Below are 23388 nucleotides of genomic sequence, written 5' to 3' on the forward strand. Positions count from 1 at the left end.
TGCCAACTTCCATGAGCTACTGCCTTAATCCCCGTTGTCTAAAATCGGAAAATCCCAATGATGTCAACTTTTGCCTGAGTTGTGGTTTTAAGTTACTCCTTAAGGAACGCTACCGCGCCATCAAACCCATAGGACAAGGTGGTTTTGGCAGAACTTTCTTGGCAGTAGATGAGGATAAACCTTCTAAACCCCGCTGTGTGATAAAGCAATTTTATCCCCAAGCCCAAGGCACTAACACAGTGCAAAAAGCCGTGGAGTTATTTAACCAAGAAGCGGTGCGATTAGATGAATTAGGCAATCATCCTCAAATTCCCGAACTGCTGGCATATTTTACCCAAGATGATCGGCAGTATCTTGTACAAGAATTTATTGATGGGCCAAATCTAGCGCAGGAATTAGCCCAAAAGGGAGCTTTCAGCGAAACGCAGATATGGCAGTTACTCCACGATTTATTGCCTGTACTGCAATTTTGTCATCATCGGCAAGTTATTCACCGCGATATTAAGCCAGAAAATATTATTTTACGTGGTAGCGATCGCAAATTAGTTCTGGTAGATTTTGGTGCTTCTAAATCTACAGCAGGTGCTGCCTTAAATAGAACTGGAACTAGTATTGGTAGTCCTGAATATGTTGCACCTGAACAAATTAGGGGTAGGGCTACTTTTGCCAGCGATATTTACAGTTTGGGTGCTACTTGTATTAATTTATTAACACAGCGATCGCCCTTTGATTCTTATGATACGAACAACGATACATGGATTTGGCAACAACACTTACTAACTCCCGTGAGTAATCAATTGAGCCGCATTATCAACAAGATGCTAACAAGTATCCCAGTTCGGCGTTATCAAACAGCAGATGAAGTTTTCCAAGACTTAAATAAACAATCCCATGTAACCACTACACCAGTAATGGCTGCAAAACCTTTTGTTCAAGCACCGCCAATGTCTGCACCCACCTCTATCACGAAATCTCCTAGTCATATTGATTTAGAACTAGAAGAAATGAAAACTCAATTTTTAGGAAATGCCAAGCCTCCAACAAATCCATCACAATCGCCAAATTCAACTTCTCACTCTACTAGCAAAAGCAAGATAGATGAAGAATTGGAAGAGTTAAAAGCTAAATATCTTGGGAAGAATAACACACCAAATCAATGAAAAAGCCAGATATTAAAAGCCTTTATATTTAATTTCGACCAGCCACTGTTCAATTCTTAGAAAAACCGCAAATTTCAATTTCTTCTTCGCTAAAAGTATCCTTTAATATTTTGCGAAGAACACGCTGAATATGAAGGTGTTTTCCCGGTTTGACTTTTGTCAGCGTCAGAAGTAATAAATTATTCTCCCCAAAGTTTTCTAATCCAGCTACCCGCGTTGGTTCCAGAACATCCTGTTCATCCGCTTTTAACTGCTGTCCTACTTTTTCAACCACCCTATATACATGATCTAGATTGGAGTCATAGGAAACGCTAACTTCCACCCTTGGATATATATACTGTTTAGAGTAGTTAATAATTGATCCTATATCTCCATTACGAACTATCTGCAATTGACCATCAGGATGGCGGACGTGAGTAGTTCGCAGTTCAATCGCCTCTACAATCCCCTCAATATTTCTCTCTTCTACTTTCCCAACTTCAACATAATCACCAACCAAATAATAGTTCTCAAACAAAATCAAAAATCCACAAACGACATCATTAATCAGGTTTTGCGCCCCAAGACCAACTGCTATACCCACAATTCCTGCACCTGCTAAGATAGGCGCAGGATCAATGCCAATCAGCTTGAGTATAGTTACTCCGGCTGTAAAGTAAACGAAATATTTGGCAAAACTCCGTATTAAGGGAATCAGCGTCAGCCGTTTCTGTTGCTGTGAGTCATTTAAATCTGTAGTTTTTAAGTAAAACTCATCCAGGATAAAGTAAACGACTTCAATCAAAACATTGCTAATAAAATAAACCCCAATAATCTGCACAATTCTAGGGGTATAAGCACTTATCCAAGCGATGGGTTCTATTTCTGGAACAACAAGATTTACTATGCCAACATAGAGGACGTATTCCAAACATTTTTTTAAGAGTGGAATTAAGTGGCGTAAACGCTCGTATAAACGCAGTAGATTGTCAGAATTGGAGTATTTAAGACTCAGTGCGTCGAGAGTATCAACGATGGTAGCAACAGCTTTAATAATGAGTAAACCAATTGTAATTATGATGTATATTTTTAAACCAATGTAAATATATTTGGGAACGACTTCTGGGAGGTAGAGAAATTTAGCACAGATGATAAAAGAAGATATCCAGATAGTATGAATAATAATTCTTTTTAAAACTTTAAAAAAAGCCTCGGTACTCTCATCATTAGCTTTTATTTGATCGGCTCTCTTTGCGTAATCGCAGACCCAATCTATACCACGCTTTAAGGGTGGGATGCTAAATTTAACTAGCAATAGCAAACTTAAACTTTTCAAGCTTGCCGTAAAAATATTGATCCAAAATTGGGTAGGAAGACTACGAATTAGATTAAGTTGAAATTCCTGAATATTTCCACCTCGATAAATTATTATTCCATTTACACCAACCAGTGCCAGACACATAATCAGAGAAATGAAAATTAAAAACCTGCTGACACTGCGGTGCAGAAAAGTGATATTTGTAGTTCTTCCTTGAAGCCAAGAAACTTTAGTTACCTGCTTGGAAATTCTGCTAATCAACCAGTTCAACAGCGAAAAAATGACTATTAAAAATATGACTTCGCCCAGGATAATTAGTATATTCATCTTGTGAGTATCTGTTGGCTCATTTATTGAAATTGAGCAGGGAACTACTGCAAAAGTGCCTGAAAGTTGCTTTTATCTGTGTGCATGGATGTAGTCCACAAAGTAAAATCTTGGACGAAGCCAGAATCTTAGCCAAGCATAAGCTCCTAGACCTAGTAGTGCGATCGCAATTAAGGGTAAACCCAGAGTCAGTTGCAGTCCATCAGGAAGGAGAACAACAGCGCAAACAGTAATAACAAAGTAGATTAAAAGCACTGCTTGCAAGCGTTGCACAACCAAAAGTGCTTCTCGACAGCTGCGACAATGTTGCGTGTGCTGATTGTAGCGATCAAGCATTTGTTGGCGATCGCTATTGATATTCGATGTTAGCGGAACATAGATTCCAACTTCGCTCCAGGGTAGTTGTCCATGACAATAGCGATCAAACCAATTCCTAAACTCAATTACTAAACGGTCTGCACTTGTAAGTAACTGATAGGCGGTTTTCCAGCTTTGGGTAGATTTTCTTTGTTGGAGAAAATACTCTTGCTGCTGTAGAAGAACCATATCTCCATCAAGAACCAGATTGCGATCGCTGATGTGATCCCACCAACGGGGTGTGAGATGATGGAGTGTTTTGGCAAAGTTACGGGTAAAGTGAGCGACAATTCTAGACTTACCTGGAGACACAGGTATACAGTAGGTGACAAGTCCCAGCTGTTTGCTGCCATCACCAAAATTGATCGCATACTCCAAGCGACAAGGTGGTTCAAAAGTGATTGTTCTTTGTAAACCTTCTTCTGTAGTTGCTTCAATCAAATTGGGTGTTGATTGCACAATTTTAAGCGGGATTGGTTTTGCTTGTTTGCGCTCGCCCTGCACGCCATGATGAGAAAAAGGAACATGACTCGGATCTGCTACATTTTCTACAAGGGTTTGCCAGTCATATTCTAAATCTCGTGCAAAAGAAGACCAAACAAAGCCTTTAGTTGCATCTACTTGGGGTGACAAAGGTAAGGGTGTATTAGCGGCTTGTTCCCTTGATTTTGTATCTGGCCAAACCCAGAGTAAATCCTGTTGCTGACGAACTGGTAGTGCTACAGCACACAAATTTTCTTTGTTCTTGCTCACAAGTTCTGGATTTTCCACTTGGGGAATATGAGTACAAATTCCCTGCTCATCAAATTGCCAACCGTGATAGCTACACATTAAATTCCCTGTTTCGTCATCAATGCGACCCTCACTTAGGGGTGCAAGACGATGGGGACATTGATCTAAAAATACTTGAAAAGTTTCAGATGATTTGGGTTTCCAGATGACTAAACGCAGTCCCAGAAGCGTCACTGCTGTTGGTTGCTTGGGATCTAAGTCTTCGATTGGCGAAATAGGATACCAATGCTGAAAAAAGTTGAATTCCGGTTCCATTTTACAAAAAATTAGGATGTGGGGTGTAGGGTGTAGGGCAAGAAAACGATCTGTGATATCAATTAAACGCACCCTATCTAAATCTTTGATTTAGGTAGGAACTGCGTTCAACATTTTTGTTCAAAATTCAAAATTAGGAAAGTCAGATTCTATCTGGGCTTTCAAGCTTGTATCTAAGGTACAGAGTCAACACCCCAACCTCACACCCTACACCTACATTGAATCAAGCTGATGTGGATGTGAGGGTTCTGCTCAATTAAGCTAAAACCTCAGTTTGTAGTAGCGCTTTACGTAATGCAGTTACGGCTTCTTCTGTTTCTATCAACCGATTGAGAGCAAGCGCAATATCATCTTCAACCTTCAGTAGTTTAGCTGCTTTTTTTACAGCTTTTTGCTCTTCAATTGAGTAATGCTGATCGGCACGAGCCATTTGAATTGCATGATACAACAATGACCTTGATTTTGACCAAGTAGAAACATCAACTGTAATCTTGTTTAACAATTGTTCTAAATCAGCATTTTTGTATTCAAATGCTTTGTATTTTTCTATTATTTCTTCAGGAGCGCCAACAAGACGCTGATGAGTTAGTAACCAGTTAAGTTCGGCTTCTGAAACTTCTCCATCAGCTCCAGCAATAGCGAGTAGTGCATATCCGTAGTTCAGGTATGCTTCAATAGGAGCTTCAGAAATACCTAAGTTTTTTTTCATGAATTCTGAAGCAGGCTGTGCTTGTTTGAGATTGTTCATAAATTACCTCTTTGATTTTTTGAAAATTTGCTCTTTGGCAAATGCCATTGATAAATGAAAGAATTGTTGTTCAATTTTCTAATTAGTGTTTACCCATTAAATCCATCGTAAAATTGCTGATGTATTACTACTGGTAAACAAGTCTTTCAATATTCTCAGCATCAAAGCAAAAATGCAAGGACAGTTAAGACAGTTAAGACAGTTAAGTTAACATTTATAAAATTTTAATCAATAGAAATATATACCTATTGAATTTTATTTGTATATTTTTAGTTTTGAAAAAAAAGTGACTCTAGATACTAGAGTCACCTAATAAATCAACTAAAAATTTAGAGGCGTGAAAATTTATTTTTTCTTAGCCTCATCAATAGGAACCCACTCTGTGTGGAAAGTTCCAGGCTTGTCAAGACGCTGGTAAGTATGTGCGCCGAAGTAATCGCGTTGGGCTTGAGTGAGGTTTTGGGGCAAGCGATCGCGGCGATAGCTGTCAAAATAATCTAAAGATGCACTAAATGCGGGTACTGGAATGCCCAGTGTTGCAGCTGTCGCTATGACTTCGCGCCAAGCTGTCTGTCTGTCGAGAATTGTTTGCTTAAATTCAGGCGCTAAAAGCAAGTTAGGCAAAGCTGGATTTTCGGTAAAAGCTTTCTTAATCTTATTCAAAAAGCGAGCCCGAATAATACAGCCACCTTTCCAAATCCGCGCCATTTCGCCCAGATCCAAATTCCAATTATATGTTTTTGAAGCTGTAGATAGCAGCGCCATTCCTTGAGCGTAAGAACAGATTTTCGAGCAATAAAGAGCATCGCGGACTTTGTTGATAAAGTCCTTGGTTGACCCATCATATTTGCCACTAGGCCCTGTCAACATCTTGGATGCTGCAACCCGTTCTTCTTTAATCGAAGATATAATCCGGGCATTCACTGCGGCTGTAATTGTGGGAATGGAAACACCCAACTCCAATGCAGTTTGCACAGTCCAACGTCCGGTTCCCTTTTGACCTGCTGCGTCAACAATCAAATCTACTAGAGGTTTCTTTGTTTCCGGGTCAATGTAGGGAAAGATATTCTTCGTAATCTCAATCAAAAATGAATCGAGTTCATCGGTGGTGTTCCATTCAGCAAACACCTCATGTAGCTGCTTAGGGTCAAGTCCAACAACATTCTTCAGCAAGTCGTAGGCTTCAGCAATTAGCTGCATATCGCCGTACTCAATGCCGTTGTGTACCATTTTGACATAATGGCCAGAACCACCAGGGCCAATATAAGTTACACAAGGGCCATCATCGACTTGGGCGGCAATTTTGTTGAAAATGGGCGACAAGAACTCGTAGGAACTTTGTGTGCCTCCAGGCATCAGTGAAGGGCCGTTTAGCGCCCCTTCTTCACCACCACTGACACCCATACCAAGATACCGAAGTCCAGTCGGTTCTAATTCTTGAGTGCGTCTTTCTGTGTCTTCAAACCAAGAGTTACCACCGTCGATAATGATATCGCCTTCATTGAGCAAAGGTTTGAGTTGAGCAATCACCGCATCTACTGGTTTACCAGCTTGCACCATCACTAAGATTTTGCGGGGACGTTCCAATGCTGCAACAAATTCTTCTAAGGTAAAGGCGGCTTTGACGTTCCTTCCTGGCGCACGCTGCGCCATAAACGCGTCCGTTTTTTCGCGGGAGCGGTTGTAAACTGCAATTGGGAAGCCATTGCGCTCAACATTAAGAGCGATATTTTCACCCATAACGGCTAATCCAATCACACCAAAGCTTTGTAGTGTCATAAATTGTTTTGGCTAACTCTTGCAGATCCTTTTATCTTTAGGGTAGTCCGAGATTTTCGCTTCTCTCCTAAAGAAGACCTTAAGAGTTGATATAAATGACAAAAATCCACAACTAACACGAGTAATTAATTTTAATTTGTATCTAAATCAACAATTGACTTGTAAAATTTGCAAAATTGTTAGTTTAGGAACTAGGAACTAGGGACTAGGGACTAGAAACTTAAGTAGTTTTTTATCAACTCTAGCCTCTAGCCTCTAACCCCTAGCCCCTAATCAAAAGACGCAGTAAGGAGTAACCAAAAAATGCTGGCATTTGTCCTAGCTTTTGTGGTCGGACTTGGTAGTTTAGCCATTTACATAGCAGCTTTCTTTTTTCCCGAAATCCACCGAAAGAATGATTTTGTTTGGAGTGGTGTAGGGCTGTTTTACGCTTTAGTATTATGGATTTTTGCACCACGCATTTCTGGGGGTCTGCTTCTAGGTCATGTAGCTAGTGTGGCGCTTTTAGTTTGGTTTGGCTGGCAAACTCTTTCATTACGTCGACAACTGACCCCACAGGCACAACAAACTCAAGTACCCAGTCCTGAGACAGTGAAAACTGGTGTTCAAGGGCAAGTGGCTAAGTTGTCCCTTCCAGAACGGCTTGCTCAGTGGCAAAAGGGTCTGAGTAGCACCTTCAGTGGTGTGAAAGACAAGGCGCAAAAGAAACCAATTTCCAAACCTGAAGATATTGCCTCTGTATTAGCAGAAAAACCTGCTGTTGAGATTATCGACAAAACTAATGCCACACCAGAACATCCAGTAGAGGAGGATATCACTCCTAGCGAAACCGAGTCTTTAGTCGAGAGTTTGCCAGAAGTAATTCCACCAAATCCCCCATCTCCTGAATTAGTGGAAGCCGCGCAACCTCATGATGAAGCTGAGGACAAAGAACCAATTACTGTAGAAGAAATTGCTCCGGATGCTTCACTTGCTCCCCCAGCGGAAGTACCACCACCGAATAACTAAAGTGAGTTCAATTGATTGGAACCCAGCCTTTAATAATATAATGTTGGGTTTCAATCAACTTGTTTTAATAACAATTGGTAGTGAAGGCTTTATCTGAATTTCTTACTTGTAAGAAAAATCAACCAGATGCATAATGGCGATCGCAGTAACAACAGCCATAAATTTTATGATTGGATAATCTCAAAATCTTATGTCCATAGGTTATTCCCAAAGTCACTTATTAGGGTTACATTTGGTCACTAAAAAGTTAATTGTTAAGCGATATTACAAACCTTGCAAAAATATTTAGAAATTGTCTGCAAGCCACACATGGCTCTAACGTAGAACCTATAGGAGAGACTTGAGGCAAATGTGATGAACAAGAATAATATTCAAAACTATCGGTTTGTCTGTACCCTGACATTTGGTGATATTTACGGTCAAATAATTGTTTGGCTAATTACAATCACTATTAGTTTGGCCTCAGCCTTGGCGTTGATGGGTGCGAGACGGCCTGTGTATGCCTTAGCAACGGTAGGTCTCGTCGTTCTGCTATCGCTGCCTTTCTTGCTGTTTGCATTTGTCACTACATTGTTAAATCATATTGAATTAACTGCTGTAGAACCAGGAACAAAAACCGAACCTATACCCGGTAATGTTTCCCAACAAAAGCCTATACAGGCTAGTAGCTAAAGAGTTAGGAGTGAGAAGTTAGGAGTGAAAATTTATCAATCACTCCCTCTATCACCTAACTCCTAATTTTTAAGTTTTCACCTAAATTCAAAATTTGTTATAACGTCCCTGTTTATAAACAGGGAATTTTTTTTGTCAAGATGCGATCGCATTCCCACACCATACCTTTTATTGATCACGTCTCTACAATAGAACAGCTAGAGCATCGATTCAGTAATCAAAAACCTAACCCCCCAGCCCCCTCCCTACTAGGGAAGGGCGAGCTAAACTCCCCTCGCCTCGTAGGAGAGGGGATGGGGGAGAGGTTCATCCACTATTACTGAATTGGTGTTCTAGAACAACCGTTTTTTGCAGTCAGGGGCTAACTATGCTGGAACATGATGTAATTATTGTCGGGGGTGGATTAGCAGGCTGCCGCGCCGCTGTAGAAATTGCCCGGACTGACCCTAGTTTAAATATTGCTGTAGTTGCTAAAACCCATCCGATTCGTTCACATTCGGTCGCAGCTCAAGGTGGAATGGCAGCGTCCCTAAAAAATGTGGATTCAGAAGACAGTTGGGAAGCTCACGCTTTTGATACTGTTAAAGGTTCTGACTACTTGGCAGACCAAGACGCAGTGGCTATTCTCGCCCAAGAAGCGCCGGATGTAGTCATTGACTTAGAACACATGGGTGTTTTATTTTCTCGCTTGAACGATGGTCGCATTGCCCAACGGGCTTTTGGCGGACATTCTCATAACCGCACTTGTTATGCTGCTGATAAGACTGGTCACGCGATTTTGCATGAATTGGTTAATAATTTGCGGCGTTATGGTGTGCAAATTTACCAAGAATGGTATGTAATGCGCCTGATTTTGTCAGAAGGTCAGGCAAAGGGTGTAGTAATGTACAGCCTCTTGGATGGGCATATAGAGGTGATGCGGGCTAAGGCTGTAATGTTTGCCACTGGCGGCTACGGTCGCGTTTATAACACCACATCTAATGATTATGCTTCTACAGGTGATGGTTTAGCAATGACTGCGATCGCCGGCTTGCCTTTAGAAGATATGGAATTTGTCCAATTTCATCCCACTGGCTTGTATCCAGTAGGAGTGCTGATTTCCGAAGCAGTACGGGGAGAAGGAGCGTATTTAATCAATAGTGAAGGCGATCGCTTCATGGCTAACTACGCACCTAGCCGCATGGAACTAGCTCCTCGTGATATTACCTCACGAGCGATCGCCTACGAAATTCGTGCAGGTCGTGGTGTTCATCCCGATGGTAGCGCTGGCGGCCCTTTTGTTTATCTTGATTTGCGGCATCTGGGCAAAGAAAAAATTATGAGTCGTGTTCCCTTTTGCTGGGAAGAAGCACACCGCCTAGTAGGTGTGGATGCAGTAACTCAACCCATGCCAGTCCGCCCGACAATTCATTATTGTATGGGTGGTATCCCAGTGAATACCGATGGTCAAGTCCGTAGCAGTGGTGATAGTTTAGTTGACGGTTTCTTTGCTGCTGGTGAAACATCTTGTGTTTCTGTCCACGGTGCTAATCGCCTCGGTAGTAATTCTCTGCTGGAATGTGTGGTTTATGGTAAACGCACTGGGGCGGCGATCGCCAAATTTGTGCAAAACCGCAAATTACCAACACTAGATGAGCAATATTATGTTAATGAAGCCAAGCAACAAATTCAAGCTTTGCTAGAACAGCCAGGACAGTATCGCATTAACCAAATTCGTCTAGCCTTTCAAGATTGCATGACTCAGTTCTGTGGAGTTTTCCGCACTCAAGAATTAATGAGTGAGGGCTTGCATAAATTAGAAGAATTACAACAGCAATACCCTCAAATCTATTTAGATGATAAAGGCAGTTGCTGGAATACAGAAATTGTAGAAGCCCTAGAACTGCGGAGTTTAATGGTAGTAGGAAAGACAATTTTAGCATCAGCTCTAAATCGCCAAGAAAGTCGCGGCGCTCATTTTCGTGAAGATTACCCCCAAAGAGACGATACTAATTTCCTGAAGCACACAATGGCTTACTATTCACCAGCAGGAATTGACATTCAATATCGTCCAGTAGCAATTACTATGTTTGAGCCAAAAGAGCGCAGGTATTAAGTCATTGTATCTTAAGGGTTAAAAATCAATATTGTTCAGTTAAGCCAAAAAGCCTCATGTAGAGACGCGATTTATCGCGTCTGATAAGACCTTTTCTTGGCCTCCGACATATACTGAGATGCAGTAAGTATTATTTTTAGCGGCAGTCTTGATGAAGTTTCTAGCTGAGTGGGAATACTAAGTTTAGCTAACCTAATTTTTGGAAAAATTTGCGAGGCTTTATCCCATGCCAGAAATTAATATTGGTGATTCTTTAGCTCATCCTTTAGTGAGATATCGTAATCATTTAGAATTTAATGGATATCATGTTGAAGAAGATAATGATTTGCTTTTATGTCGTCATCATAGAAAGAATAATTTGATTGTTAAACATATTCCCAATCGAGGAGTATTAATTAGAGCGCTTTACTCTTGTCAGCCAAATATAAATAAATTAGAGCTATTGGAATATGTCAACGAATTAAATTCTGAATTGATGTTTATGAAAGCCTATATTCATAATCCAGTAAATGGTTTGTTTTTAGAAACCTTTTGTGAAGGTGAATATGACAGAACAATTTTCTCAATTTTTCTAGATAATCTGGAATATGATATGGAGCTTTTTGGTAAAAACCAGCTGACACGAGAATATTTACAATAAGAAAAATATTACACTTGACAAATTTATGGTGGGTGATGCCCACCATAGGAAACTTTATTTTTTTACTTAATGGGTAGTTATATTTGTAACCGACAATGGTATAAAATTTGCGGTTGCCAATTTGCCAACTTTATAAGTTTATTTTCCTGATTTAATCAATATCAGGTTGAAACAACAGACAACTAAAGAATGTCTGAATTATTATCTTAAATTAGACTGACTAATTATGAAAAAACTTACTATTGGTCGATTTTGTAGATATACCTATATTGGATTAATATCCTCAATCGCTGTATTCAGTACAACTACCTCCGCCTTCACTCAGGTAGTAGACAATTCTCCAATTCGGCAAACTCCTATTCCTGCTTCCAACTTAATTTGGCCAACTCAAGGGTTTATTTCTCAAGGCTTCCGTAAATATCAACATGAAGGAATTGATATTGCAGGGGCATCTGGCACTCCAATTGTAGCTGCGGCATCCGGTACAGTGGTCAAAGCAGGTTGGGATAATTGGGGATTAGGAAATTCTTTAGAAATTAAGCACCCTGACGGTAGTCTCACAGTCTACGGACACAATCGCCGTCTTTTGGTGAGCAAGAATCAACAGGTCAGCCAAGGTCAAATCATTGCAGAAATGGGATCTACAGGTAATAGTACAGCGCCTCACTTGCACTTTGAATTTCACCCAGATGGTCGTTTAGCGGCTGATCCCTTGCGAAAATTATCTTCTTCTACGGCTAGCAAAATACCACCACAGCCAGTTACTATCTCTGCTTCTAGAGGTCGCCCAGTCTCAAAACCTCCAATAGTTCAGCAAGTTTCACCTCCACAACCAATTCCTACCAATGTTGCACCTATAACTAATACTAAATGTAGTGGCATAACCGTCATTGAAGGTGAGACTGCCAGCATCCGAGTCAAAGTTTGTGATGATCATGGCCATTTATTTTATGTTGGGCAATTGAAACAAGACCCCAGCCAGCCAGTCAAAATCCCAGCTTGGAATATAGGTAAAGATACATATCAAGCAGATAATGGTAGTTTTTCCTATTTAGTCAACCGTGAGAAAGTGGAAGTATGGCGAAATGGCAGTCAGATTAGATCTGATAATTTTCATACTTTAACTAGATAAAAAATTAGTGAAAAGATTAAATCTTAATTGAATTTTATTTATATTTTCGATAAGCGATCGCCTGCCAATCTTGATATTCATCAGTGCGATCGCTTTTGAATGAAAAAATTTACCAATTCTTAGTATTTTTTTATTATGCTACCAGTAAAAACGCTTTATGATTATTTGTAATCAAAGATACCGAAAACATAAATTCTCTAAAATCACTTACAGGTACTCATCATGGAATATATTGCTTACTCCCTCATGGTTATTGCTAACCAAGAGGCAACTGGACAAGCCGAATATACCGAATACAATTTCCCCAAGCTGCAATTCAATTTAGGAAAACTACTGAAATCTTCTGCTTGGCTAACTTTAGCTGGCATTAGTGTACTTTTTGCCGCTTTCACCCAAGCTCAAATAGCTTCAGCAGCTTATGTCAGAACGAATGGTAGTTGTCTACGTGTTCGTACTGGCCCAAGCACAGCCTACCAAGTTGTAGGATGTATCCCTAATGGTGCCCCAGTTGCAACGATTACAGGATACAATAACGGTTTTGCTAGGCTTTCTACAGGTAGATACGTTGCTGCTAATTGGATTAGCGATACATCTAACCCTCGTCCTACCACTAGACCTGGTGGTGTTGGCGGCCCAGTGATTCTGAATATAGGAGCTAAAGGTCAGCCTGTTAGAGACGTACAACAAGCTTTAGGTGGTCTTACAGTTGATGGAGTATACGGCCCAGTAACTGCTAGCCGAGTTAGACAATTTCAGGCAAGTAATGGTTTACGTGTAGATGGTATAGTTGGGCCTCAAACTCGTAGCTTTTTATTTAGAAGTTAAAAGAGGCAGAGTGAAGAGCAATATCTTTCGGTTAAGGGGAAAAGGGGAAGGGTTCAAGGGGAAAAAACCTGTAACCCTTACCCAATAACTTTTCCCAAAGCCCAATTTCCAGTTAAAAATGCTTAACCGAACAGTATTGGGGTGAAGAGGAGAAAGCCTTGCGTTTATGCTATGAGCCTTGTCCCTGCTTTCTTACTTTTTGACGTTGCTTAAGAAACCTGTAAATAATTTTTTACAATTTGCAAGATGTGTTCTGCTGCATGACCATCTCCAAAAGGATTAATAGCATTGGCCATAGCTTCATAGGCCTTTGGGTTACTGAGTAACTCAGTCGCAGCTGCAACAATATTCTCACTCGTAGTTCCTACAAGTTTAGCTGTACCCGCAGTCACTGCTTCCGGCCTTTCTGTAGTATCTCTTAAAACTAGCACAGGTTTTCCTAAGCTAGGTGCTTCTTCTTGTAAACCACCAGAATCAGTTAGCAAAAAATGCGATCGCCCAATTGCTCCTACTAATTCTGCATAATCTAAAGGTTCAGTCAAAAAAATTCGGGGATGATTTCCTAAAAGCGCTTGCAATGGTTCTCTGACCGTCGGGTTGCGATGCAATGGTAAAAGTAAAGCAGTATCAGAAAACTTATCTAATATTTGCAAAAATCCTTGAGCGATCGCTTGTAATGGTTCTCCCCAATTCTCCCGCCGATGGACTGTTGCTAATAAAGTGCGATTAGAATCCCAGTTTAAACCGGGTACATCACAAGCTGGTTGGGTTGCAGCAACATTTAACAATGCATCAATCACTGTGTTACCTGTCAAGTGAATTTCTCCCAATACACCAGAACGTTGCAAGTTTTCTACAGCTAAAGTAGTGGGTGCAAAGTGCAATTGAATCAGTTGAGAAATTAATCGCCGATTAGCTTCTTCTGGGAAAGGATTAAATAAATCATCTGTTCTTAACCCTGCTTCTACATGACCTACAGGAATTTTTTGATAAAAAGCTGCTAAAGTTGCTCCAAAAGCTGTGGTGGTATCTCCCTGTACTATTACTAAATCTGGCTTTTTTTCATGGAATAATGCTTCCAAGCCTCGCAAACTGCGGCAAGTAATATCGCTTAAAGATTGCTGTGGTTGCATAATCTCTAAGTTGTGATCTGCTTTTAAGTTGAACAGCTGCATCACTTGCTCAACCATTTCACGATGCTGTCCAGTTAAAATTACTTGCAAATCAAAGTCTGGGGAATTTTGAAAAACCTGAATTACCGGAGCTAATTTAATCGCTTCCGGACGTGTACCCAAAATAATACAAACTCGTTTTTGATTAGTCATTAGTCAGTGGTCAGTGGTCAGTGGTCAGTGGTCAGTGGTCAGTGGTCAGTGGAAGAAACAACTGACAACTAACAACTAACAAATTATAAATAAGCATGAAAAAACCCGGCTTAACCGGGCAGATGCACTGTTTGTCGAATTTAGTGGAATCAACTATAGCTCGATGTCACAAGTTAAAGGGCAAGCGGCATAGACAGTGGTCTGCGCCTGGTCTGCTTCTCCATGCAGCCAGCTTAACCATTTAACATCACTAGGATGTATTCCCTTGAAAGTCAACACACCAGCTGCGATCGCAACTGCCATGACATTAAACATAATCAAACCACCAGCAACCAGTAAAACTGCACTAACAGGCATTACAGATTGCAACACAATTGACAACAGACAACCGACCGTAGCCATCAAAACCACTAACGGAAAACCGACAACCAACAAGCATACTGCCAACGTGAAAGTCCAGATTAAAAAGCTTTTGACCACCAACAAGGAGTAGGTCTTCCCTAGATTAGAGCTTTGAGCCAAAACCATGACTTTGCCTCCTAATTACACAGCATAATTAACTTCAGCTATATCTCGCTTTTAACGAGCCAACTGAATTGTTCTTCAGTGAAATTAAGTATATAAAAATCTATTAGTAAAATGAGCATTTATTTACTAAAGTTTACACTTAATTTTTTGTAATTATGAATGTAAATTCAAGTTAACAATTAAGTTTAAAACTACTTTCCGGCATCTGTCTTCAGGAATAGAAGCTAAAGCCTAGTAGCTCCTAATATGCATTTCCCACTCTTGACTTAGATTATGCTTAACACTTCTTATAAAAATTGATGAACGCTCTCATAATTCTAAGAAGTTGCTGAATAAATTATCTGCTGCTGATTTTGCTGTTAATTGCTAGCAACTTGTATTTATGCTGAGAAAATTTTTTTCATTTAACAATATAAAGTATTTACAATAAAACATTGGTAGTGAATAACACGATGTCTTATAGGAATAATGCTGAGGCTGCTATAGGGCTATAGTGTGATAAACAAGGGTATGTAAGCCAAAAATTTTCTAATTAACTTATGAGAATTAGGTTATGGATAAAAAATATACAAGTATTGATTTTGAAACGTAACCAACCATTGTTTTGAAAATTTAAGCAAACAGACAGTCATAATTCTACTTCCTAGCGCTTTAAAGCTTGCTAATAGAGACTTTTGACTAATTAAAGTTTATGAACGCCACATTTTAAAGATATATGACAGAATCACAGCATCCATCAAGTGTAAATCCTGTTGCTTCCCGAAATGTGCCCCCAATGCCGCCGCTGCCACCATCGTTAATGACGCAGCGCCAATCTACACAAACGTTGGATATGTCGTCAGTGAATAGAACTCCCTCCAGTGCTGGATCTAGTGCGGCCCACCGTCCGGGCCCTCCGCCACCGATGCCAAAAAGTAGCGCTCCAGGATTGACCTTGGCACAGATTATTAAGGAAGCTTACGATCAGGGATATTCAGACGTTCACCTAGGTATCGGTGAAATACCTCGTTTCCGCAACCGAGGAGAAATTCAATCAACGGATTATCCAGAAACCAATAAAGAAGCTTTTATGAGTTGGTTGCAGGAGGTAATGAGTGAGGCAGAAATTCAGCGCTTTGAAGAATACTTAGAATTTGACGGCGCAACTCAGTACGACTTTGCTCGCGTGCGGATTAATGTCTTTGGTTCGCTTAAGGGCTATTCAATGGTGCTGCGGTTGATTCCGCTGAAAATCTTGACTATGGAACAGTTGAGACTACCCTCGATTTTTCGGGATATTTGCCATCACCATAAAGGTTTAATTTTGGTGACTGGGCCTACTGGTTCTGGTAAATCGACAACAATGGCAGCGATGATTGACTACATCAATAAAGAGATGGCTAAACATATCATCACCATTGAAGACCCGATTGAATTTGTCCACCAAAGCCGCAAGTCTTTAGTCAAACAAAGAGAAGTGGGAATGCATACCCTAAAGTTTGACAATGCTTTAAAAGCAGCTCTGCGGGAAGATCCCGATTTGATTCTAGTGGGAGAAATGCGGGATAAAGAAACTGTCAACACCGCCTTAAAAGCTGCTCAGACTGGTCACTTGGTAATGGGAACCCTCCACACCAATAGCGCCGTAAAAACTATTGAACGGATATTGAATTTGTATTCAGGTGAAGAACAAGATGCGATGCGGGTAGCAATTTCCGAGTCTTTGGTGGCGGTAATTGCTCAAGGTTTGTGCCGCACTACTGATGGTAAGCGGGCTGCATTCCACGATATCTTGATCAACACCGAGGCTATCAAAGAATGGATCAAAGACGGTAAGTATGATGAAATTACCGAGTTGATGAAGCAAGCCAGCTTTGATGGCATGATCACCATGAATCAATCACTGCTTGAACTCTACCAAGACGGGCGCATTACAGAAGAAACAGCTTTAGAGATGTCACCAACTCCAAATGAAATGGCACAGTTTCTCCGAGGACGAGTTTAGGTACAGTAAAAGGTAAGAATTGAAATGGGGCATGGGGCATTGGGAAAAAGGGTAAAGGGAAAGGGGTAAGGGGGAAAGGATTTGTTTCTTCATCCTTTACCCTTTAACCTTTAACCCCTTTGGGGTTCGCCAGTCGCTCATGGGGGAAACCCCCAAGACCGCGCTGGCTCACCTTTTCCCCTCTAGCTGCTCCCCTGCTCCCCTTCTCTGAATTACCTAGCCCCTGTAACTGACTTGACTACAGACAAACTATCCAGACCCCAGTTGTTCAAAGGTATTGCCTTATTCACACCTGGAGGAGATTTAATTTACTGCATCGACTCAAACAAACAAGGTCGATGGCATTTGCATTTATGCACTGCTTTACAAGAAATTTTAGATTTGCCAGAACCACCTCATTTTTTAGTACCTTGCTACACCGCGACGATTGACCACTGGCTTGATCCGCACAGCCACCAAGTGCGAACATTTGCAGAGGCTTATCCAGCAGTGATCCGACATCAGGCTGTGCTTAACGCTATTTTCGGTACAGGTGAGCTAGTTTGGCAAACAGCCCCTTGGCAAGAGGGTTTGTGCGATCGCATGGTATTAGCAACTTATCGCTCCTCATTTCCCCAACTTTGGGAAGATCATGATTTAGTCGTAAACTTAGACCTTTCCCAACCAGTACCAAAATACTCTCAACCAGTCATAGCAGCCCAAAATGTACAGTTAAAACCACAATGTTATGTCCTGCGTCTGTTTGTTGCTGGGCATAGCGCCAATACTGAACGCATCCTCCAGAATCTGCACGAAATGTTAGAGCGATCGCTAGGATATCCCTACACTATGAAAGTTGTTGATGTTTTAACTAATCCAGAACAAGCAGAAATCGATCAAGTTTCTGCGACTCCTACCCTTGTTAAAGTCTGGCCTGTGCCGATTCGGCGAATTGTGGGGGATTTAGATAATGCTGAGAAACTTTTACAGATGTTAGGTGCTACAGACAAAAATTAAATTTAGGATTAAATTTCAGGGTCTTCAAACAACATTTTTATAAATAAGCGATCGCCTCAGAATATCTCTGAGTCAGCTTTGAATAACCATCAATAATTCTTATATGGGTCGCCCGGGATTCGAACCCGGAACTAATCGGTTAAAAGCCGAGTACTCTACCGTTGAGTTAGCGACCCTTTCGTTGCATTTCGCAACTTTCCCAGTATAGCACAGACATCTGTAGTTTTGTAAAGGGGTCTAGAAAAAATTAGCTGTTAACCTTACAGATGCATTGTAGCTAGCCCCTGATTCTAACACAGTTAGGTGTTCACCAGTGTTCAAAGAATTACGTGGGGCAGTCCACGGTTCTAAACAATAAAAGTCTTTGCCTTTGATTGTCCAAAATACCAAAATGGGATATTCCTTGCCGTAATCTAAAGTCAATTTTAACTTCCGGCTGTTATCTATCACCGTAGTCGATTGACTTGTGAGTTCTTTAAAGGCAACGTCAATTTCATCGAGATTAAAGTCAAAATTCCCATTAAATCGGTGAATTTCCTTATTTCTCTGGTCTTGGTATTCGTGGGAAGGAATTTCAAATTTTAGCTGAGTTTTATCCTTTATCGAAAAGTAAGGATGGAAACCTGTAGAAAAAGGCAGTTGTGTGGACGAGAGATTTTTATACTCCTGCTGAATTTCTAGAGTATTGCCTTGCAACTTGTAGATAAAAACTACTTGAAAGTCAAAGGGATAAACAGCTTTAGTTTGCTCTGTACTATTAAGGACGAGGGTAAGGCTAGCTTGATTTTGGGTTGCTTGCTCAGTTACTTCCCAAGGTAAATCGCGGGCAAAGCCATGCTGTTTGAGATTGTACTGTTTGCCGTTGTGGGTGTAAGAATTATCTGGCAAGTTGCCGCAGATAGGAAATAATATTGGATTTCCACCTCTGACACTCAAATCAGGATTAGCAAAACGCTCAGTATCCAGATAGAAAATTTCTTGCCCTTGGACGCGCCAACAGGTGATAATACCGCCGCGTTCTGGTACAACTTCCAGTTGAGAACCAGCAGTTTCATCAGAAAGGATGTAGGTTTTGTACTGTTGCTGTTGAAGGTCAATGGTAAACACAAATTTGAGTCCTTGGTTGGGGGCTAGAGGGAGCAGGGAGCAGGGGAGCAGCTAGAGGGGAAAAGGTGAGCCAGCGCGGTCTTGGGGGTTTCCCCCATGAGCGACTGGCGAACCCCAAAGGGGTTAAAGGTTAAAGGGTAAAGGATGAAGAAACAAATCCTTTCCCCCTTACCCCTTTCCCTTTACCCTTCTTCCCAATGCCCCATGCCCCATTTCAATTACTCGTCTTCTGCAAATATGAAGCGATACAATTCACTGGGGTTAGGTTCAGGGCTGCTTTCGGCGAATTTAACGGCATCGTCGATTACATCCTGAATTTTTTGCTCAATAGCTTTTAGTTCTTGCTCATCTGCCAAATTTTGCTCTAGAAGATAAGCTGCAAGTTTCTTAATTGGGTCACGGGAAAACCAGAATTCCTTTTCAGCTTTGCTTCGCAGTTCATCTGGGTCTGCGAGGGAATGACCCCGGAAACGGTAGGTTAGAGCTTCTATTAATGTTGGGCCTTCACCTGCACGGGCGCGGGCGACAGCTTCTTGGGCTACGGCTCGCACTGCCAATACATCCATACCATCTACTTCTACGCCCACCATGTTAAACACGCTGGCTTTTTTGTAAATCTCTGGCTGGGAAGTTGCTCGTTCGTGAGACATTCCAATTGCCCACTTATTATTTTCTACTACGAAAAGAATAGGCAGTTTCCAGAGGGCGGCCATATTCAAAGTTTCGAAAAACTGACCGTTGTTGGCAGCACCATCACCAAAAAAACAAGCGGTTACTTGGTCAGCGTTGGGATCTTTCAGTACTTCGCGGCGGTATTTACTTTGAAAAGCTGCGCCTGCTGCTACAGGAATGCCCTCAGCCACAAAAGCATAGCCACCTAGTAAGCCATGTTCCTTAGAGAACATGTGCATAGAACCACCACGCCCTTTACTACAGCCTGTGGCTTTGCCAAATAGCTCTGCCATTACCTCTTTTGCTGGGACTCCTGCACTCAGAGCATGAACGTGGTCGCGGTAAGTACTAGAAACAAAATCTTCACCTGGTCGCATTGCTTGAATCACACCAGTAGAAACGGCTTCTTGACCGTTGTACAGATGGACGAAACCAAACATTTTACCTCTATAGTACATTTCAGCGCATTTGTCTTCAAAAAAGCGCCCTAATGTCATGTCCTCGTACAACCGTAACCCTTCTTCTTTGGTGATCTGGGTAGTGGCAGTATTATATGTAGGTAACGTGCGTTCTTGAACCATTATTTTTTAGTATCCCTTTAGTAAAACTAAAATTTACCAACTCAAAAATAGGTTGCTTTCACACAATATCTGCTTTTAACAAGCTGGGAAGTGCTGGAGTCAACAACTAAAATTTATGCACCACAAAAGGTTATGGAGAATAGGTAAATAGAGAATGGGCAAACTTTGCGTTTTTATCCTTGACTTAACGAGGATTTAACCTTAACGGTAATAGCCGTTCTCTGAGTTTTTCTACTCCCAGATCCCGCTTATAGGCTATCAAACAGAATAGCTTGGTTTCTGCCTATCCATGAACAATTTAGAAAAGATGGCATTGAAAATCTCTATGAGTCTAAGTATAAAGTTGTAGTTTAATTTGAATTATGCTACTATACTTTTCCCTATTGTTATAAAAATCTACCCTACGGTGGTGTTTTTATCACCGTATCACCAGGGCGATCGCAGTACTAAATACAATCAATCATAGATTTCTACCAGTACAACACCAATCCACCAATGAAATTTATTATGGTTTTTCTTATAGTGTTACAGGCTTACATCAGTTCTTAAACACAAGAGTACTAAGAATTAAGACAATATATTAGTGCTTTCTAGGCGGTGGCAAAATATTAGTACTAAAATATGACTCAAATTTAGGGAAGTCATAAAACTAATTGTTGCAACATACACTTATAGTGTAAGTAACTCGCGGTATTATTAACCGTTATTATTATGGCACGGTTTTACATGCCTGGAATGCTCTAGGTGAATTATGTTGATCACGGTGCAGGGGAAGTAGGCTGTGCGAATTCCGCTAGATTACTACCGAATTTTAGGACTACCGTTAGCGGCAAGTGATGAACAGTTGCGGCAAGCATACAGCGATCGCATTGTACAATTGCCGCGACGGGAGTATTCTCAATCAGCAATTTCTTCTCGAAAACAACTTATAGAAGAAGCTTACGTGGTTTTATCAAATCCTAAAGAACGTAGCAGTTACGACCAGCTTTATCTTGCCCACGCCTATGACCCTGATGGTACGGCTAACGCTAGAGTAGCATTGGGAGATCGTGCCCAAAGTAACCACGGTGATCCTGATACACAGAGTCTCAGTATCGAAATTTCTCCACAGGAATTAGTTGGTGCTTTATTAATTCTGCAAGAATTAGGAGAATACGAACTGGTACTGAAACTAGGTCATACCTACCTAGCAAATCAAAACGGTACAGCAGTTGCCAGCATAGGTAATAATCTGGCAAGTGAAGAATTTCTAGAAAGTACTGAAAGTCCAGATATTGTTTTGACTGTTGCTTTGGCCTGCTTAGAATTAGGTCGAGAACAATGGCAGCAAGGTCACTATGAAAATGCTGCGGTGTCTTTAGAAACTGGACAACAAATGCTAGCTCGTGGCGGTCTGTTTGCAAGTGTACAAGCAGAAATGCAGGCTGACCTTTACAAATTGCGACCGTACCGAATTTTAGAATTACTCGCACTACCTCTAGAAAAAACTGCCGAACGCCGCCAAGGTCTAGAATTATTGCAAAATATTTTAAGCGATCGCGGGGGAATTGATGGTACTGGTAATGATGAATCGGGTTTAAACATTGATGACTTTCTGCGATTTATTCAACAATTACGTAACCACCTCACAGTCGCAGAACAGCACAAACTCTTTGAAGCCGAAAGCAAGCGTCCTTCGGCTGTTGCTACCTATTTAGCGGTTTATGCTCTCATAGCGCGAGGATTTGCTCAACGTCAACCAGCTTTAATTCGTCAGTCCAAGCAATTGCTGATACATCTGGGTAAACGCCAAGATGTACATTTAGAACAGTCGCTATGTGCCCTATTACTAGGCCAAACCGAAGAAGCAACCCGTGTTTTAGAGCTAAGTCAAGAATACGAAGCCTTAGTTTTTATTCGGGAAAAATCCCAAGACTCTCCAGACTTGCTACCGGGATTATGTTTATATGCAGAACAGTGGTTACAACATGAAGTATTTCCCCACTTTCGAGATTTGGCTAGGCAACAAGCTTCGCTGAAAGATTACTTTGCTAACCAACAGGTACAAGCTTATTTAGAAGGACTACCTACAGATGCAGAAACTACTCATGAATGGGCTGTAATTAATCGCCAGTCTTTTTCCCAACCACAGACAAATAACTTACGTCAACGCAGTCATTCTACTAATGTTGCCCAACAATTTCATCATAGTAAAACATCTGACCCAGAATTACCGGAAACACTAAACCACAAAAGACCTGAGTATTCCACTTCTTCACCAACCAACTCCAATACATCACCAAATACTCACTCTAATGGAAGTGCAAGATCAGAAATACCAACGACACCGCTTTCTACTGCGGAACGCACAGCTAAAACAACTAATCACAACCTGAATGGTTCAACTAAAACCTCTCCACCCCGTCAGGTCAAAAAGCGTAGGAAGCGCAAAACTGGTCAACCTGTCAGCCGGGAGCGTACACCATCTGGGCAACGGCGAACCTTTGCCAGTACCCTAGAAGGTAAAACACGATTAGTCTGGACAGTTTTTGCTTCATTGGTGGGTATATTAGTTTTTTGGTTATTAGTTTCCACAACTTTTGGATGGGTAAAGAATCTGTTTTCTCCTGCGCCATCTTTGCAAGGAAAACAATTATTTGTACAGCTTAATGAACCACCAATAACTATTCCTGACAGCAACAGTAAATTACAATCACCAGAAGGAACTCTGAGCGAGGAAACTGCAAAAGAAGTTATTGAAACTTGGTTATCTACTAAAGCTGCGGCTTTAGGAGTAAATCATGAAGTAGATGGTTTACAGGATATTTTAGTTGGTTCGGCTTTATCTCAGTGGCGGTTAATTGCCCAGCAAGAAAGAGCAGCAAACCGTTATCGCCAGTACAATCACACTGTTAAAGTGGAATATATCAATAAAGCTGAGATTTACCCAGATCGCGCAGTAGCGGTAGCTACGGTTAAGGAAGTAACACAGTTTTATGAAAATAGTCAGGCAAAAAAATCTTCTGATGAAACTTTACGTGTCCGATATGATTTAATTCGACAACAAGGAGTGTGGCGTATTCAGAACATGGCAATTGTTTATTAAGTCGCTATACAAAATTAATTCAC

General features: G+C 41.0%; 18 protein-coding genes and 1 tRNA gene. 10 read left to right on the forward strand and 9 right to left on the reverse strand.

Going from position 1 to position 23388, the window contains the following annotated elements:
• Positions 1-11 precede the first annotated feature (11 nt).
• Entirely contained in the window at positions 12-1160 is a 1149-nt protein-coding gene (locus I8751_RS10090; RefSeq protein ID WP_214439031.1) for a serine/threonine-protein kinase, read from the forward strand.
• Positions 1161-1209: 49 nt separating this feature from the next.
• Here the strand turns inward: I8751_RS10090 and I8751_RS10095 are convergent, their stop codons facing one another.
• The 4 genes from I8751_RS10095 to gndA form a co-directional block, all read right to left on the reverse strand.
• Positions 1210-2784, reverse strand: a complete 1575-nt coding sequence (locus I8751_RS10095; protein WP_214439032.1) for a mechanosensitive ion channel family protein — start codon at positions 2782-2784, stop codon at positions 1210-1212.
• A gap of 72 nt (positions 2785-2856) precedes the next feature.
• Positions 2857-4188 carry an aromatic ring-hydroxylating dioxygenase subunit alpha gene (locus I8751_RS10100; RefSeq protein WP_214439033.1) on the reverse strand — a complete coding sequence of 444 codons (1332 nt, stop codon included), beginning with the start codon at positions 4186-4188 and terminating at the stop codon, positions 2857-2859.
• A gap of 256 nt (positions 4189-4444) precedes the next feature.
• Entirely contained in the window at positions 4445-4936 is a 492-nt protein-coding gene (locus I8751_RS10105) for a TerB family tellurite resistance protein (RefSeq protein WP_214439034.1), read from the reverse strand.
• Positions 4937-5281: 345 nt separating this feature from the next.
• Entirely contained in the window at positions 5282-6715 is a 1434-nt protein-coding gene (gndA, locus tag I8751_RS10110) for an NADP-dependent phosphogluconate dehydrogenase (RefSeq protein WP_214439035.1), read from the reverse strand.
• A gap of 303 nt (positions 6716-7018) precedes the next feature.
• Here gndA and I8751_RS10115 point away from each other — a divergent pair, with 303 nt between their 5' ends.
• From I8751_RS10115 to I8751_RS10140, 6 genes are all read left to right on the forward strand, one after another.
• Positions 7019-7723 carry a Ycf66 family protein gene (locus tag I8751_RS10115; protein WP_214439036.1) on the forward strand — a complete coding sequence of 235 codons (705 nt, stop codon included), beginning with the start codon at positions 7019-7021 and terminating at the stop codon, positions 7721-7723.
• A 354-nt stretch (positions 7724-8077) separates the two neighbouring features.
• Positions 8078-8395 carry a hypothetical protein gene (locus I8751_RS10120; protein ID WP_214439037.1) on the forward strand — a complete coding sequence of 106 codons (318 nt, stop codon included), beginning with the start codon at positions 8078-8080 and terminating at the stop codon, positions 8393-8395.
• A gap of 367 nt (positions 8396-8762) precedes the next feature.
• Positions 8763-10490, forward strand: coding sequence for a succinate dehydrogenase/fumarate reductase flavoprotein subunit (locus tag I8751_RS10125; RefSeq protein ID WP_214439038.1), 1728 nt, complete (start codon positions 8763-8765; stop codon positions 10488-10490).
• Between the two features lie 226 nt (positions 10491-10716).
• Positions 10717-11130: a DNA mismatch repair protein gene (locus I8751_RS10130; RefSeq protein ID WP_214439039.1), complete on the forward strand. Its 414-nt coding sequence runs from the start codon at positions 10717-10719 to the stop codon at positions 11128-11130.
• 226 nt (positions 11131-11356) lie between these two features.
• Positions 11357-12262, forward strand: coding sequence for a M23 family metallopeptidase (locus I8751_RS10135; protein ID WP_214439040.1), 906 nt, complete (start codon positions 11357-11359; stop codon positions 12260-12262).
• A 222-nt stretch (positions 12263-12484) separates the two neighbouring features.
• On the forward strand, positions 12485-13087 hold the full coding sequence (locus tag I8751_RS10140) for a peptidoglycan-binding protein (protein WP_214439041.1): 603 nt from the start codon (positions 12485-12487) through the stop codon (positions 13085-13087).
• Positions 13088-13296: 209 nt separating this feature from the next.
• Here the strand turns inward: I8751_RS10140 and wecB are convergent, their stop codons facing one another.
• Positions 13297-14412, reverse strand: a complete 1116-nt coding sequence (gene wecB / locus I8751_RS10145) for a non-hydrolyzing UDP-N-acetylglucosamine 2-epimerase (protein WP_214439042.1) — start codon at positions 14410-14412, stop codon at positions 13297-13299.
• 153 nt (positions 14413-14565) lie between these two features.
• A complete protein-coding gene (locus I8751_RS10150) occupies positions 14566-14940 on the reverse strand; it encodes a hypothetical protein (RefSeq protein WP_214439043.1) in 375 nt (124 codons plus the stop codon).
• A 715-nt stretch (positions 14941-15655) separates the two neighbouring features.
• Here I8751_RS10150 and I8751_RS10155 point away from each other — a divergent pair.
• Positions 15656-16924: a type IV pilus twitching motility protein PilT gene (locus I8751_RS10155; RefSeq protein ID WP_214439044.1), complete on the forward strand. Its 1269-nt coding sequence runs from the start codon at positions 15656-15658 to the stop codon at positions 16922-16924.
• Between the two features lie 234 nt (positions 16925-17158).
• Positions 17159-17920: a circadian clock KaiB family protein gene (locus I8751_RS10160; RefSeq protein ID WP_214439045.1), complete on the forward strand. Its 762-nt coding sequence runs from the start codon at positions 17159-17161 to the stop codon at positions 17918-17920.
• Positions 17921-18024: 104 nt separating this feature from the next.
• Here I8751_RS10160 and I8751_RS10165 read toward each other — a convergent pair.
• The 3 genes from I8751_RS10165 to pdhA all read right to left on the reverse strand — a co-directional run bounded on the left by I8751_RS10165 (position 18025) and on the right by pdhA (position 20280).
• Positions 18025-18096: transfer RNA gene (locus tag I8751_RS10165), tRNA-Lys, on the reverse strand.
• A gap of 61 nt (positions 18097-18157) precedes the next feature.
• Positions 18158-19027 carry an aldose epimerase family protein gene (locus tag I8751_RS10170; protein ID WP_214439046.1) on the reverse strand — a complete coding sequence of 290 codons (870 nt, stop codon included), beginning with the start codon at positions 19025-19027 and terminating at the stop codon, positions 18158-18160.
• A gap of 218 nt (positions 19028-19245) precedes the next feature.
• Positions 19246-20280 (reverse strand): pyruvate dehydrogenase (acetyl-transferring) E1 component subunit alpha, encoded by a 1035-nt coding sequence (gene pdhA / locus I8751_RS10175; protein ID WP_214439047.1) that lies wholly within the window; start codon positions 20278-20280, stop codon positions 19246-19248.
• A gap of 781 nt (positions 20281-21061) precedes the next feature.
• Here pdhA and I8751_RS10180 point away from each other — a divergent pair.
• On the forward strand, positions 21062-23365 hold the full coding sequence (locus I8751_RS10180; protein ID WP_214439048.1) for an IMS domain-containing protein: 2304 nt from the start codon (positions 21062-21064) through the stop codon (positions 23363-23365).
• The last annotated feature ends 23 nt before the right edge of the window (positions 23366-23388 follow it).

This window comes from Atlanticothrix silvestris CENA357, assembly GCF_016056295.1.
GTDB lineage: Bacteria > Cyanobacteriota > Cyanobacteriia > Cyanobacteriales > Nostocaceae > Atlanticothrix > Atlanticothrix silvestris.

Excerpts from the sequence above, each read along its gene's own strand:
- I8751_RS10090 (WP_214439031.1), top strand. The coding sequence starts at position 12 with ATGAGCTACTGCCTTAATCCCCGTTGTCTAAAATCGGAAAATCCCAAT.
- I8751_RS10095 (WP_214439032.1), bottom strand. The coding sequence starts at position 2,784 with ATGAATATACTAATTATCCTGGGCGAAGTCATATTTTTAATAGTCATT.
- I8751_RS10100 (WP_214439033.1), bottom strand. The coding sequence starts at position 4,188 with ATGGAACCGGAATTCAACTTTTTTCAGCATTGGTATCCTATTTCGCCA.
- I8751_RS10105 (WP_214439034.1), bottom strand. The coding sequence starts at position 4,936 with ATGAACAATCTCAAACAAGCACAGCCTGCTTCAGAATTCATGAAAAAA.
- gndA (WP_214439035.1), bottom strand. The coding sequence starts at position 6,715 with ATGACACTACAAAGCTTTGGTGTGATTGGATTAGCCGTTATGGGTGAA.
- I8751_RS10115 (WP_214439036.1), top strand. The coding sequence starts at position 7,019 with ATGCTGGCATTTGTCCTAGCTTTTGTGGTCGGACTTGGTAGTTTAGCC.
- I8751_RS10120 (WP_214439037.1), top strand. The coding sequence starts at position 8,078 with ATGAACAAGAATAATATTCAAAACTATCGGTTTGTCTGTACCCTGACA.
- I8751_RS10125 (WP_214439038.1), top strand. The coding sequence starts at position 8,763 with ATGCTGGAACATGATGTAATTATTGTCGGGGGTGGATTAGCAGGCTGC.
- I8751_RS10130 (WP_214439039.1), top strand. The coding sequence starts at position 10,717 with ATGCCAGAAATTAATATTGGTGATTCTTTAGCTCATCCTTTAGTGAGA.
- I8751_RS10135 (WP_214439040.1), top strand. The coding sequence starts at position 11,357 with ATGAAAAAACTTACTATTGGTCGATTTTGTAGATATACCTATATTGGA.
- I8751_RS10140 (WP_214439041.1), top strand. The coding sequence starts at position 12,485 with ATGGAATATATTGCTTACTCCCTCATGGTTATTGCTAACCAAGAGGCA.
- wecB (WP_214439042.1), bottom strand. The coding sequence starts at position 14,412 with ATGACTAATCAAAAACGAGTTTGTATTATTTTGGGTACACGTCCGGAA.
- I8751_RS10150 (WP_214439043.1), bottom strand. The coding sequence starts at position 14,940 with ATGGTTTTGGCTCAAAGCTCTAATCTAGGGAAGACCTACTCCTTGTTG.
- I8751_RS10155 (WP_214439044.1), top strand. The coding sequence starts at position 15,656 with ATGACAGAATCACAGCATCCATCAAGTGTAAATCCTGTTGCTTCCCGA.
- pdhA (WP_214439047.1), bottom strand. The coding sequence starts at position 20,280 with ATGGTTCAAGAACGCACGTTACCTACATATAATACTGCCACTACCCAG.